Below are 13,705 nucleotides of genomic sequence, written 5' to 3'. Positions count from 1 at the left end.
CGAAATTCTACAGATTCTGAGCCTCACAATGTTCGAGAAAACCCCGTTGGATCAACTGCTTGCGGAAACTGTCATAAACGGATTTCAGCCGGTTTCAGACAATCAGCTGTTTTTGTTCGACTAACGTTGGGACACTAGTGGTAAATTTTAGTTAATTATACGTCACCGGCGGATTCATGCGTCCAATGCGGGCATCTGGCATGTCATTTCGCCGGAGTTTTGCCTTTTCAACTTCCCGCATGGCGTGTTATAAAGTTACCTTTGATACCAATCATTACATGGCGCCGTAGCCAAGTGGTAAGGCAGAGGTCTGCAAAACCTTTATTCAGCGGTTCGAATCCGCTCGGCGCCTCCATTTAAAGTTTCCAGAAAATGACGGAAACCGGCCATATGACCAACAACCGCCTCAGCCCGGACAATGACAAGCGGCCCAAAACCGGCGCAATGCGGACCGCCGGGCGGCTGCTCTATGAGATAGCCGAAAAGTTCTGGAACGACAGCTGCCCCACTTACGCCGCCTCGCTGGCGTACACCACGCTTCTGGCCCTGGCGCCACTTGCCGCCATCTCGCTTTCCGTGATCACATCCTTCGATTTTTCGCGGGACGCAACCTTGCGCTTTGTCTTCGAGCGGGTGCTGCCAAACCCCGAACTTGCGATGGTGATAGAAAAAAATATCAACACGTTCGCCAGAAACGCGGCGTCGGTCTCCATTTTCGGCGTCATATCGCTGGCCCTCCTTGGGGTGTGGGTGATGAGCACGGTGGAATCCTCGTTTAACATGATCTGGCGTGTTGGCAGGAGCAGGCCGCTTTTCAGCCAGTTCGTGGCGTACTGGAGCGCGCTGACATTCTCCCCGGTGCTCATCGCCGCATCGGTGATCGTCACAGCCTCGGTCCACTCCATCGTGATGAGCCGCGCCTGGGCGGAATATTCCTACGCGCAAGGGTTCGTACTCAAGTTCACCCCTTATGCGCTGACGTGGGCGGCGTTTTTCCTCATATACAAATTGATCCCCTACACAACCGTGAACATGGCCCCGGCATGGGCCGGAGCCATCACCGCCGGCACCCTTTTCGAACTGGCCAAGCTCGTCTTCAACTATTACCTGCGAAACTTCGCCAACTACACCGAGGTCTATGGCGCGCTGGCCATATTGCCCACTTTTCTTTTATGGCTGTACGTCACTTGGCTTATCATCCTGCTAGGCTCGGTGATCGCATACGCCATCCAGTATCCAAAGGAGATGGAGGCAAAAGAGGCGGCCGGGGGTGACAAAAGCGGATATATCACATATTACTCCCTTCTGATCCTGGCCGAGTCCGCGCGCAGGTTCAACGCTGGCGCCGGGCCTCTTTCCCCGGAAGACGCGATGATCAGATTCGGCGTGACCGCCGAGTTATACAGGACAATTGCCGGAAAACTGGAAGAGGGCGGCTTTGTATCCTCCATAGAGGGGGAAAGCGGCAAATTCCTTCCGGCCCGGCCGCCGGACGAAATAAGGGTGGCGGACGTGATTAGCCACGTTTCCGGCGGAGCGCTGGAAACGCCGCCGTTTGAGACGGACGATGGAGAGATGCCCCTGTTGTTCGCCACCGCCCGCCGCGCCATCGGCGTCGGCCTGGAGGGGATGAGCGTTGTGGACCTTTCTGAACGGCTGGACCGGCGCGACGTGGAACCCGCGGACTGATTGGAAAGCTCCTTTTCCCTTTGGAGCGCCTTTTCGCTGTGGCCGCGCTACGCCGCGCTCCAATCAAAATAATGATACAATCCGTCCTTAACAAATAACGTAAAGAGCGCCGGCGCGTGGACAAACCGGAAATCCCCTTCAACATGCCCTACATGGCGGGCAAGGAACTTCACTACATCTCCATGGCCCAGTCTGGAGGCCATCTTTCCGGGGACGGGCCGTTCACCAAAAAATGCTCTGAATGGCTGGCGGAGCGTGTCTCGTGCCAGGCGGCGTTTCTCACCCATTCCTGCACCGCCGCGCTGGAAATGGCGGCCATCCTGGCCGGCATACAGCCGGGCGACGAGGTGATAATGCCTTCGTACACCTTCGTCTCCACCGCCAACGCTTTCGTGTTGCGCGGGGGCGTCCCGGTGTTCATGGACATCCGGGAGGACACGCTGAACATGGACGAAAACAAAATCGAGGCTGCCATCACACCGAAAACAAAAGCCATCGTCCCGGTCCATTACGCCGGGGTGGGGTGCGAGATGGACCCGATATTGGAAATCGGCAAAAGACGGGGCATCCATGTGATCGAGGACGCGGCGCAGGGGATCATGGCTTCATACAAGGACCGGCCATTGGGCGGGCTTGGAAGTTTGGGCTGCATAAGTTTCCATGAGACCAAGAATATCATCTGCGGCGAGGGGGGAGCCTTGGCGGTGAATGATCCGGAATTCATCGAACGGGCCGAGATAATCCGCGAAAAGGGGACCAACCGCAGCAAGTTCTTCCGGGGGCAGCTGGACAAGTACACATGGGTGGACATCGGTTCATCATACCTGCCAGGCGAGCTTATGGCGGCGTTTTTATGGGGCCAGATGGAGCACGCCGACGAGATAACCGGCAAGCGGCTGGCCATCTGGAGCGTGTATCACGATGCGCTGGAAAGCCTGGAAAAAGAGGAACTGCTCCGCAGGCCGGTGATCCCGGGGCATTGCTCGCACAACGCGCACATGTATTACATACTGCTGCCGGACATTGCCAAACGGACCAGGTTCATGGCCCGGCTCAAGGAGCGGGGGATAAACACCGCGTTCCACTACGTCCCGTTGCACAGCTCGCCAGCGGGCAGAAGACTGGGACGCGTCCACGGATCCATGGTCAACACGGATTCACTAAGCGAGCGGCTCGTGCGGCTGCCGTTATGGATAGGATTGGATGAAAAGCTAGATTACGTGATCGAAAACGTCATCGAGGCGGCAAGGGAAGGGTGAAAGGGGGGGCCTTTGTCACCTCGAATGAGCCAATTCCGCGGTTTTCATCACTGCGGCTCCGCCATAATAAAAAGCGAAAGGCGCATCGGTTATGGCGGAAACAAGTTCCTCAATCTTTGAGACCGTCGGCTCGCTCCGTCCCTGTTCATACCTGGCATAAGCGTTGAGAGACTTGGCCCCGAGCTTTTGGGTCACATCCTCCAAAGTGAGACCAGCCGCGTCCCTTAACCTGTGAAGCACAAATGCCACAAAATCCTTTTTATTTTCAGAGCCGGCCAAAATAATGTCATTCTCTACAGGCGCCACGGTTATATCCAGATCGAATCCATAGGCCTCCGCCAGACCTTCAAGAAGGTCTTTGGCCATTTCATAAGCTTCAGCTTTGTTATGACCTTGTGTGCACGCGTCCAGTTCCGGGAATTCCACCATCCAGAACCGGCCGTCTTTTGATAATTTTCCCTTGATCCACATGTCACTTGTCCTTGTTCGATCGTGCGCTCTTGATAATCCGGAAAGCCAGACCCTCGCCTATTTCACCGTGTCTGGGCACGGATACCGGGTATTTCCCATTGGCGTTCACCCATTTGTCATGAATTCCGCCACGCATTCCTCCCTTGAGCAATGTGTATCCCAGCGATGCCAACATCCGGTCAACATCTCTTTTCTTCATCTTGAAATTACACCTTTGCGTGTAATCTGTCAATATCTATATCGGCTAATCGCGGATTATCTTTACTCCATAATCGGCCAAACAATTATATTATTACTATGCCTTTTATATCAATTATTTATTTGACATCCCCCATAAACCTTCAGGACCTCTCAAAAAGCGCCACGGTCTCCAGATGGGATGTGTGCGGGAACATATCGAAGGGGGAGGCCGAGACCATGGCAAACCCCGCTTTTGAAAGTTCCGCCGCGTCACGAGCCAGCGTGGCCGGATCGCACGAAACATAGACTATGCGGCCCCGCGAAAGCCGGGCCACCGCGCCAAGGGCTTCCCTGGCCCCCGCCCGCGGCGGATTGATCACCACCACGGAAAACTTCAGGTCCTCATCGGCCATGCGGTTTGCGGCCGGTGTCGAGTCCCCTTCGACGAATCCCGCGGTGCGGATTGAAAGCCTCTCCGCGTTGGAAGCGGCGCATATCACCGCCTCGCGGGATGACTCCACCCCGGTGACAGCCGCTCCCGATGCGGCCATAGGCAGGCTTATGTTCCCCATGCCGCAATAAAGGTCCAGAGCGTTTCCGCCCTCGCCGGCGGCGGCAAGCTCCAATACTTTTTCAACGATCCGTACGTTCTGCAATGGATTCACCTGGCTGAAGACCGTGGGGCCGGAGGTCAATTCCATCCCTCCCGCCGTTTCCATTGAAAGGTTTGTTTCCCCAAGCCTGGAAATTTCGCCGTGATGGACCGCCGCCAGGCCTGCGGCCGATGGGCACGCGGCAAGAAAGCTTTCCATAAATCCGGATTTTGGCGGCTTGTCCATCCGCAACGTGATCCTGCCGCGCACACCCTTGCTGTCGGTTTCGATGTCCATGCCGGAGACAGACGCAGCCTGATCCGGCGATGTTTTAAGGAACGCGGCGGCTTGTTTAAGGATGGCGTTGACGAGCGGATTTGCCACGGGGCATCCGGCCACGTCCACGATATCGTTGGAATGATGGCGCTGATAGCCCACGGCCACATGGCCGCCGTCAACCGCGGTTTTCAGCCTTATTCTGGCCCTGTAACCAAGTTGCAGCGGTGATGGAGTGGTCTGCCCCACCGCCACGTCCAGCCCTCCGATGCGGCGCAACTGTTCTTTTAATATGGTCTGTTTCCACTTCAGTTGCTCCTGGTATTCCAGCCCCATCCACACGCAGCCGCCGCAATCCGGCGCCAAGGGGCATGGCGGCGGTTGTCTTGACGGGGACGGGGAGATGATTTTCACCAAGGCCGCTTCGGCATAGCGCTTTTTTTCTTTTTCAACCCGGACCTGGGTCACGTCCCCCGGATACGCCCTGTGGACGAACACCGCCTTCCCGTCGCGGCGCCCCACGCCGGCGCCTCCGAAGGCGAGTGAATCAATGGTCAGTTCTATCAGGTTTGGGGTCAATGTTCGCACTCTGGAAAATTGTTTGGGCGGCGGTCAGGCGGGGTCCACCAGGCGGGCCATGCCGGTCTCGTCGCAATCGGGGAACTTGTGGCAGCGGACGCAGTCGCTCCATATTTTGTGCGGGAATTCATGTTTCTCCACCACCTCGAATCCCAGCCTTTTGAAAAACTTCGGCACATATGTCAGGCAGAAAACTTTGGGGATGCCGATGCGCCGCGCCTCGTCTATCGCTTTTTCGACCAGAGTGGCGCCGATTCCCCGCCCGGCGTATTCCGGGTCCACCGCCAGGGCGCGTATCTCCGCCAGGTCCTCCCACGCCACCTGAAGGCCGCACACGCCGATGAGCCTGCCATCTTCCTCGTAGATTATGTACTGGCGGATGGTCTCATACAGTTCGTTGAGCGACCGGGGGAGCATAAGTTCCCTGTCCGCGTATGTCTTGATAAGGCTCTGGATGGTCTTGGCGTCCTTTATGACCGCCTGCCGGAAAACTCCCGGCAACTTGCCGGCGGTCTTTTGCGCCGCCCCCGCTTTTTCACTGCTCATCTTTGAAGTTTATCACCCTCTTTTTCCGACAACCACTTTTTTACGAGCGCCTTTACCGCCTTTTCATCGGAGACGGCCACCGACGCCAGCCTGCCTAGTGACTCCTTGAGCTTCGGATCGGCCTTTTCACGGATTTTTCCGGCGGTGGCAAGGATTTTGCGCTGTTCGATCTTCACTTCCGGCTTGCCCGCCGGGGAGGAAAGACCGCGCCGCCATTTTATCAGCAGCGCAACGAGAGTGATTATCGTGGCGCCCCACAACGCGGCCAGCGCAGCCAAATAAACAGCGCTCATCCGGTCACCTGGCCCTTGGGTGTATCTTGTCGTAGATTTCCTTCATCCGCGTCTTTGCCACGTGGGTGTATATCTGGGTGGTGGAAATGTCGGCGTGGCCGAGCATCTGCTGGACGGCCCGCAGGTCCGCCCCTCGCTCCAAAAGATGCGTGGCGAATGAGTGGCGCAGCGAATGGGGGCTGATCCCTTTTTTAATTCCCGCCATCAAGGCGTATTTTTTCACTATCTTCCAGAATCCCTGCCGGGTCATGGCTCCGCCGCGCCTTGTGATGAACAGCGCTTCGATCTGTTTTCCATGCAGCATGGCCAGGCGGGGGCGGGCGGAGCGCCTGTACTCCTTTATCTTTTCCAGGGCCACCTCCCCCATCGGCGTCACCCGCTCTTTTGAGCCCTTCCCGATGGTGGAAAGATAGCCCATCTCAAAATTCACGTCGTTAAGCTTAAGCCCCACAAGTTCCGATACGCGAAGCCCCGTGGCGTACATGGTCTCCAGCATGGCCCCGTCGCGCACCCCTTCGGGAGTGGCCGGCTTTGGCGCCTCCAGCAGTTTTTCCACCTCTGCAAGCGACAATACGTCCGGTAGGGTTTTCCATAATCTGGGCGCCTGAATTGCCTCCGACGGGTTGGACGACAACAGGCCAAGCTTGAGCATATATCTATAGAGCCCCTTTATGGCGGCAAGATTCCTTGCGGTGGAGGAGGCGGACATGCCCGAATCCCTCAAACTTTTCATGTACGCCACCACGTCCGGAGGAGCCATGCGATTGAGCGAATCAGGCCCTGTGTAACCGATTTGGGCCAGAAAACGCTTCAAGTCCCTGTTGTAGGCCTCCAGCGTGTTCCTGGAGCGGTTCCTCTCCAGCGCCAGGTGGGTAATGTAACCGTCCAAAAGCGTTTCGGCGTCGTTCATCGGATATATGATAAGCGTAATCCAGCGGTGGGTTAAAGGTAAAATCGAACGCAAATCAAGGGCGTGGAAAAGCGCTATAATGGATAATCAAAAGGTTTAGGAGACATGAGAGTTGCGAATCGCACTAATCGCGCTTTTTATTGCGGCGGGAGCCATGGCTGACTCCGGCGCAGCCAAGAAACCGGCGGACAAGTGGACTTGCGAAGGGCTCACCCCCGAACAGTACCGCGTGGTGCGGGGAAACGGCACCGAAGCGCCGTTTAAAAACCAGTACTGGAACAACAAGGAACAGGGGATTTACGTGGACATAGTCTCCGGGGAGCCGCTTTTTTCCAGCCTGGACAAATTTGACTCCGGCACCGGTTGGCCGAGCTTCACCAAGCCGCTGGCAAAGCCGAATATAATCGAGATACCAGACAAGAGCCATTTGATGGAACGGGTGGAGGTGCGCGGCAAACAGGCGGACAGCCATCTTGGCCACGTTTTCACCGACGGCCCGGCGCCCGGCGGACTGAGGTATTGCATCAATTCGGCGGCATTGCGGTTTATCCCGGTCCGCGACCTTGAAAAGGAAGGATACGGCCAGTACCTCAAGCTTTTCGAAGTGAAGTGAACCGGCCGGCGCAATGAAAACAAAAACAATTCTTCCGGCCATCGCATGGCTGATCATCATGGCCATGCCGGCGGCGGCCGGTGAGAAGGCGGGGAATAAAATGGAAATCGCCACGTTCGCGGGGGGATGTTTCTGGTGCATGGAGCCCCCTTTTGAGAACACACCCGGCGTGACCTCCGTCGCCGCCGGATACACGGGAGGCAAAAAGCCGAACCCTTCGTACGAGGAGGTGTCGTCTGGCGCCACGGGGCATGTGGAAGCGGTGCGCGTCTCCTATGATCCCCAAAAGGTGACTTATGAGAAGATTCTGGACGTCTTCTGGAGGAACATTGACCCCACGGACGAGGGGGGCCAGTTCGCCGACAGCGGGTCCCAATACCGGCCGGTGATTTTCTATCACACCCCGGAGCAGAAGCGCCTGGCCGAGGAGTCTAAAAAACGGCTGCAGGAGTCCGGCCATTTCAAAAAGCCGATTGTGGTGAAGGTCGAACCTGCCTCGGGATTCTATCCGGCGGAGGATTATCATCAGGATTATTACAAAAAGAACCCCCTGCGCTACAAACTGTACAAAAAAGGCTCAGGCAGGGAAGATTTCATAAACAGGACTTGGGGGAAAGAGATAAAAGACATTCCGGTAAAGTGAGGGGGCGAGGGGGAAATGCCGCCACAAGCGAATCATTCTTCAACATCCGGGTGTGGTAGCATTGGAATTGTGGTACGGCGGAAAGGCCGGGAAATAACCTCGGGCGCCCCGGACCTGAAAATAAAGAGGATTCCGGTTCATTTCGCCTGATGAAATCCGTCCGGCGGCCAAGGAGCTTGAATGATCGATAGAGGCGAGAGAAGCAAGGCCGCTGTGATATTGCTGGCGGAGGACAATCCGGCGGACCAGGAGTTGACGCGGCGGGCTTTCGCCGAATACAAGCTGAAAAACGAGCTGCATATCGTCAACGACGGGGCGGAAGCGATGGATTTCCTTAAGAAACGCGGGAAATACCCGGCAAACTCCACTCCCCGGCCGGACATAATCCTGCTGGACATAAACATGCCGAAAATGGACGGCATCCAGGCATTAAAGGAAATAAAGAGCGACAACTCCCTCAAGCTCATTCCTGTGGTCATGCTCACCACTTCCAGCCATGAGCGTGATGTGGTGAGCTCCTACAATCTTGGGGCGAACGCGTTCATCACAAAGCCGGTGGACTTTAACATGTTCGTCCAGGCATTGTGGGAAGTGAATGAATTCTGGCTGGTGGTGGTCACCCTGCCGCCGGGAAAGGCGCCATAACAAGGCTTTCATCGCCCTGCCCGCGTTTTGTGATATATTTTTACAAATGGCGCCGCCGATGACCGCGCCCCAAACTCAACGGAGATAACGCCTTGTCCACCAGCCATGCGCAAGAAGATCTGATGAGCCCTGCGCAAGTCATTCCGCGCAACGTCCTTATCGTGGACGACGAAAAGGAGATTGCGCTCCTTTTGCAGAAAATACTGGACAAGGGGGGGCACAAGGCATCGATCCACGATGACGCGATGGCCGCCATCGAGACGCTGAAAAAAGGGGGGTGGGACCTTTTAATCACAGACCTTCGGATGCCCGGGATAAGCGGGCTTGAACTTATCAAGATAGTCCGGGAGTTCAACAAGGAGCTGGACATAATCGTCATCACCGGGTACGGCACGATGGAGATCCTCATCGAGGCCATCAGGTATGGCGCCAGCGATTTTATCCTCAAGCCCGTGGACAGGGACCAGTTCCTGCACTCCGTGAACAGGGTATTCGAGCGCAAGACCCTTTCGGAGAACCTGATAGCCCGCACACAGCAACTGCTCCAGGCGGAAAAAATGGCCACCGTGGGCCTTTTGAGCACCGGCATCGCCCATGAGATAAACAACCCGACCACATTCATCCGCACGAACCTGCAGCTTATGGCCGAGTACATAAAAAGGCTCAAGCCGAGGATGGCAGACCTTGCCAACGCCGCCAACGCCGATTCGCTGCGCAACATCATCCTCAACGAATTCCCGGAGATGATCGAGGAGGCGCTAAAAGGGACGGACCGGATTCAGAAAATAGTGGCCGGGATAAAGCACTACGCCCATATGGGGGAGGACAGCTTCACCGAACGGGTGGACATACGCGACGTGATAACCCAGGCCATCAACCTTGTGCGCGCCAAGCTTCGCAAGAACGTCCAGATCAGCGAGAACTACCTTAATATAAGGGAGATAAAGGGGCATTTTTCCAAGCTGGAGCAGGTGTTCGTCAACCTGCTGATCAACGCCTCCGACGCGATCAACGACAAGATGATAAAGATGCGGTCATCCGGGGACAACAATTACCAGGGTCTGATAGACGTTTCCGCCACGGTGATCGAGGGGGACGAGACGGAAGGGGGAAGGACTCCCGACTATTTGATCCTCACTTTTTACGACAACGGCGGCGGCATATCGGACGCGAAGCTGACAAGGATATTCGATCCGTTCTTCACCACCAAACCGGTGGGAGTCGGCACCGGGTTGGGGCTTTATATCTGCTACGAGATCATCAAGCAGCACGGGGGCGAGATCACCGTTCAAAGCGAGGAAGGCGAAGGGACCGCCTTTATAATCAAGCTGCCGGTGGAAGGAAACAAAAAATTCTAGGCCGCCCGGCTGTCATTTCCCCTCCATCCTGGCCTTGAGCAGCGCGAGAGTATCCACGATTTCCGCGGAATCCGGATAACGGCCCGCCCCTTTTTCCAATGTCCTTAACGCATCGGAAGCGTTTCCCTTGTCCAGCGCCCTTTCGGCGGAGAGCATGTAAACCTCCGGCGGCGCTCCCCCTGTGTCTATAAAATCGTCCAGCGGGAACAAGTTAAGACTGTCCTTCGGACAGACCTTAAACCATATCCCCATCCATTCGGCGTCCCTAAAGCCGGATGAGAATAGTTTTTGGTAGATAGCGTTGGCTGCTTGGGGCTTCCCTTCGATAATGGCATGGCGGGCGAGGCGGTCGGCGGCCTGGGCCACGGCGGGCTTTGTCAAGGGTGATTGCCGCGCCGCCAGCTTTTCCAGCGACTTTTCAACCATGTCCCACTCCCCTTTCCGGTAATGGAAGATGGCGTCGGCCACGTCCGCCTCCGGGGGCGCGGGGGCGGTCTGCGGTCCAGGTGTTTTGCGTCTCCCTTTTTTCTCCGCAATCTTTTCGTAAAGCTCCCCGTATCCGGCCGCGTACCTTTCGGCGGAAAACTCCCTCTCGATTTTTTCCCGGGCGGCGCGGCGCAACTTATCCCAATCCGCAGTTCCACGGATGCCCACCGCGCGCCGGATGGCCTCCGTCACGCCCTTCCTGTCGTCCGGCGGAACAAGGAATCCGTCCACCCCGCCGCTTATGATCTCCGCCGGGCCATCCTTGTTCCATGCCACGGGGATCACGCCGCTTGCCATCGCCTCGGCCACCACAAGGCCGAACGCCTCCACTTTTGAAAGCAGCACGAGCATGTCGGCCTGGGCGTAAAGCCCGGCCATGCCGGACACAAGCCCAAGGAATTTCACGCGGTCGGTGGAACGGCCTGTCTGCCCCGGCCCTGCGATCCAAAGCTCTATGCGCGGATCGAGCGGCAGTATGCCGTCCGCCAGTTCGTCGAGGTTGTACGTGGGCTTGATCCGGTTGGACGCCTGCAATATGACGATCTTCCCGTCAGCGGGCTTGGGACGGTACGGAAACGCGGCGATGTCTATCCCGTTGCGGATGACGGCGCACCGCTCCGGGAACGGCTGCATGCGCCGCACGGCCTGTGACGCGCAAACGGTGGCGTCTATGCCGTCGTCAATCTGCCCCACGTCCAGATGGTGCATCACTTCTATTAGCGCCGGGACACGCGCGGCCGCAGCCGCTTCCGCCACAAGCGGCTGGAATCCCCCGGAATATTGCACTATGTCCGCCCCGGAGAATATTTTCACAAGCTCGCCAAACCTGTCTTCTTCGCCGGTGTAAACGTAGGGGATGGACGGATCGCAGGACATCTGGTCCGGATTGATCCCGGCGGGCACGGCCATCACCATCTGGAAACGGGACTTGTCCAGAAAGCGGTAAAGGATCGAGTCCATCCGGGCGATGCCGTTTCCGGCCTCCACGCCCCATGTGAGGCAGTTGACTATTTTAATCGGGCCTGTTGCCATTGGATTCCAAGCAATATTCAAGTGGGACGCCGGACAGACAAACAAAGCTAGTATAATTAATAAAGCTGTCCATAACCAACAAAACGGCATGAGAAAAGAGTTGCGGTTCATCTCCAAAGCGGCTGGATTGCGCCACGGTCCCGCTCGATGAACGGCGAACAGACTTATCTAATAAAATGGGCCAGGCGCCCCGTGGAGTCCCGGGACAGGCAGTTTTACCTGGCAGCCCTTCCCCTCACGGTCTGTATTGTGGGGCTGGCGCCGCATCTGGTGCAGTTCCTTTTTTTCCCCGGCGCCGAAGTGGGGATACTGCGCCTTTCCTTCCAGGTGGCTGTGGGGGCGGTGATGATCGGCTTTATCTGCTATGGGCTCACCCGGTTCCTTTCCAGCCTGCGATGGTGGGGGCCGGACAGGTGGAAATGGCCCCTGGTCAAGCATCTGCTCCTTTTGTGGATCCCCGCCGCGCTTTTAGTGGACGCGCCCATGAGGATTTCGGAGCTTTCCATGATCGGGCCGGCCTTTGATTATTCTGCCATCGCGCCGTATATCCTCGGCGTGTCCATGGGGAGGGCTTTCCTTTTCGCCGGGGGGATAGTGTTCTACGAGCGGCTGATCGGCGCCGCCCTGGAAGCGGCGGACCAGCGCCAGCGCGCCCTGTGGCTGGAGACACAGACCCTGAAAAACCTTATCCAGCCCCATTTCCTGCTCAACAGCCTCAACGCCGTGCGGGCCTATATCGAGGACTCCCCGAAGACCGCCGAGAACATGCTGCTAAACCTCACGTCGCTTTTGCGCAGGGTCATCACCTACTCGTCAATGGAAAGGATCACCGTCAAGGAGGAGATGGACATAATAGAGGACTATGTGGCGGTGATGAACCAGCGGTTCGAGGGGGACTTCACCTTGCGGATTGACGGCATGCGGGACGTGGCCATACGCATGCCGCCGCTGATCCTTTTCACGCTGGTGGAAAACTCCTTCAAGCACGGCTTTGCCGGAAAAAAGAGCGGCGAAGTGCGCGTGACGATGGAGGCGGTGGACAGGATAAAGTTCACCGTCAATGACGACGGTTCCCCTCCCGAGGCGGGAGATGAGACCGGCGGCGCCGGGGGACGCTATGTGCGCTCCCGGCTTGAACTTGCGTACGGGACCGGCTTTCAATTCAGCCATGGCAGGAAGGACGACGGCCATTACGAGGCGGTCATAGAAATCCCCTGGGAGAAGGCATGAGGATAGTGATCGTGGAAGACGAGCCGGCGGCGGCGCGCCAGCTTGAGAAGATGCTCCGGCGCGTGGATGGTTTGAACATCCAGTCGCTGGACAGAGCGGCGTCCATCGGGCAAGCGCGGGAACGGCTTTCAAAAGGGCTGGACATCCTGTTCCTCGACCTTAATATCATGGGGGAATCGGGACTTGCGCTTTTAAAGGAATTTTTGTCCGAACCTTTCGAGACCATCATCACCACCGCCTATCCGGAACACGCCCTGGAGGCTTTCGAGCTTGGGGCGAGGGACTATCTTGTGAAGCCGTTTTCCCAGGAGCGGCTGGCGCTGGCGGTGTCCCGCGTACCGGAGCCATCGCCGGACAAAAGCCCCGCCATCGCAACGATACTCGTTAAAGAGCGCGGGGGGATCACGCCTGTGCCGGTGGAGGGGGTGCTGATGATAAGGAGCGCGGGGGATTACAGCGAGCTTGTCATGCGCGCGGGAGGCGTAAAACTATGCTCCAGGCGGATGGACTTCCTTGAAAAGCGGCTCCCGGCGGATTTTATGCGGGTCCACAGAAGCGCCATTGTCCGGCTGTCCACGGTGAAAAGCGTCCATATCGAGCCGGGCGGCAGGTATTCTGCCGTGGTGGAAGGATGCGCGCAGCCGGTTCCGGTGGGGAGGAAATATTTCAAGGAGCTTAAGGCCAGGCTGGGACTGGAAGAATAAAAAAACGCCGAAGACTGATTTCGCTTCCAGGAAATCCCCATTCCCCGGCCGGGTTATTTTTATATGTCCCGCGAAACCGCGCCTTCGGCGCTTCCTTATGGGGGCTTACCGCCCTTCAACTATAAGATAGGAGTATGCAGGAATTATCTCAACACGCTTTCGGCGAACGGAACTTATTGCCGGTGAACTGCATTGATT

Annotated in this window: 15 protein-coding genes and 1 tRNA gene; 9 read left to right on the top strand and 7 right to left on the bottom strand. The window is 57.0% G+C overall.

Annotation, left to right across the window (positions count from 1 at the left end; genetic code table 11):
• Positions 1–280 precede the first annotated feature (280 nt).
• The 3 genes from HZB29_08185 to rffA all read left to right on the top strand — a co-directional run bounded on the left by HZB29_08185 (position 281) and on the right by rffA (position 2,948).
• Positions 281–355 (top strand) — tRNA-Cys (locus tag HZB29_08185).
• 35 nt (positions 356–390) lie between these two features.
• Positions 391–1,689: a YihY family inner membrane protein gene (locus HZB29_08180; protein ID MBI5815575.1), complete on the top strand. Its 1,299-nt coding sequence runs from the start codon at positions 391–393 to the stop codon at positions 1,687–1,689.
• A gap of 143 nt (positions 1,690–1,832) precedes the next feature.
• Complete coding sequence (gene rffA, locus HZB29_08175; GenBank protein MBI5815574.1) at positions 1,833–2,948, top strand: dTDP-4-amino-4,6-dideoxygalactose transaminase; 1,116 nt, start codon at positions 1,833–1,835, stop codon at positions 2,946–2,948.
• A gap of 15 nt (positions 2,949–2,963) precedes the next feature.
• Here rffA and HZB29_08170 read toward each other — a convergent pair whose 3' ends face one another.
• From HZB29_08170 to xerD, 6 genes are all read right to left on the bottom strand, one after another.
• A complete protein-coding gene (locus tag HZB29_08170; protein MBI5815573.1) occupies positions 2,964–3,419 on the bottom strand; it encodes a helix-turn-helix domain-containing protein in 456 nt (151 codons plus the stop codon).
• 1 nt (position 3,420) lies between these two features.
• Complete coding sequence (locus HZB29_08165) at positions 3,421–3,618, bottom strand: type II toxin-antitoxin system HicA family toxin (protein ID MBI5815572.1); 198 nt, start codon at positions 3,616–3,618, stop codon at positions 3,421–3,423.
• 142 nt (positions 3,619–3,760) lie between these two features.
• Entirely contained in the window at positions 3,761–5,047 is a 1,287-nt protein-coding gene (locus HZB29_08160) for a class I SAM-dependent RNA methyltransferase (GenBank protein ID MBI5815571.1), read from the bottom strand.
• Between the two features lie 33 nt (positions 5,048–5,080).
• The gene (locus HZB29_08155) at positions 5,081–5,593 is read right to left on the bottom strand and encodes an N-acetyltransferase (protein ID MBI5815570.1); all 513 of its coding nucleotides are present in this window, start codon (positions 5,591–5,593) and stop codon (positions 5,081–5,083) included.
• Entirely contained in the window at positions 5,590–5,886 is a 297-nt protein-coding gene (locus HZB29_08150) for a hypothetical protein (protein MBI5815569.1), read from the bottom strand. Before HZB29_08150 ends, HZB29_08155 begins: the two co-directional genes overlap by 4 nt.
• A 4-nt stretch (positions 5,887–5,890) precedes the next feature.
• Positions 5,891–6,796: a site-specific tyrosine recombinase XerD gene (gene xerD, locus HZB29_08145; protein MBI5815568.1), complete on the bottom strand. Its 906-nt coding sequence runs from the start codon at positions 6,794–6,796 to the stop codon at positions 5,891–5,893.
• Positions 6,797–6,950: 154 nt separating this feature from the next.
• Between xerD and msrB the strand changes: the two genes are divergently transcribed.
• The 4 genes from msrB (at position 6,951) to HZB29_08125 (ending at position 10,055) form a co-directional block, all read left to right on the top strand.
• Complete coding sequence (msrB, locus tag HZB29_08140; protein MBI5815567.1) at positions 6,951–7,409, top strand: peptide-methionine (R)-S-oxide reductase MsrB; 459 nt, start codon at positions 6,951–6,953, stop codon at positions 7,407–7,409.
• Positions 7,410–7,473: 64 nt separating this feature from the next.
• On the top strand, positions 7,474–8,052 hold the full coding sequence (msrA, locus tag HZB29_08135; GenBank protein ID MBI5815566.1) for a peptide-methionine (S)-S-oxide reductase MsrA: 579 nt from the start codon (positions 7,474–7,476) through the stop codon (positions 8,050–8,052).
• A gap of 180 nt (positions 8,053–8,232) precedes the next feature.
• Positions 8,233–8,697 (top strand): response regulator, encoded by a 465-nt coding sequence (locus tag HZB29_08130; GenBank protein ID MBI5815565.1) that lies wholly within the window; start codon positions 8,233–8,235, stop codon positions 8,695–8,697.
• 122 nt (positions 8,698–8,819) lie between these two features.
• Positions 8,820–10,055, top strand: coding sequence for a hybrid sensor histidine kinase/response regulator (locus tag HZB29_08125; protein ID MBI5815564.1), 1,236 nt, complete (start codon positions 8,820–8,822; stop codon positions 10,053–10,055).
• A 12-nt stretch (positions 10,056–10,067) separates the two neighbouring features.
• Here the strand turns inward: HZB29_08125 and HZB29_08120 are convergent, their stop codons facing one another.
• A complete protein-coding gene (locus HZB29_08120) occupies positions 10,068–11,573 on the bottom strand; it encodes a glycosyltransferase family 4 protein (GenBank protein ID MBI5815563.1) in 1,506 nt (501 codons plus the stop codon).
• 147 nt (positions 11,574–11,720) lie between these two features.
• Here HZB29_08120 and HZB29_08115 point away from each other — a divergent pair, with 147 nt between their 5' ends.
• Positions 11,721–12,803: a histidine kinase gene (locus HZB29_08115; GenBank protein ID MBI5815562.1), complete on the top strand. Its 1,083-nt coding sequence runs from the start codon at positions 11,721–11,723 to the stop codon at positions 12,801–12,803.
• A complete protein-coding gene (locus tag HZB29_08110) occupies positions 12,800–13,507 on the top strand; it encodes a response regulator transcription factor (GenBank protein ID MBI5815561.1) in 708 nt (235 codons plus the stop codon). Before HZB29_08115 ends, HZB29_08110 begins: the two co-directional genes overlap by 4 nt.
• Positions 13,508–13,705 lie beyond the last annotated feature (198 nt).

Source organism: Nitrospinota bacterium (genome assembly GCA_016235255.1).
Taxonomy (GTDB): Bacteria; Nitrospinota_A; UBA7883; order UBA7883; family JACRLM01; genus JACRLM01.
This window is presented reverse-complemented; position numbering and strand designations above follow the sequence as displayed.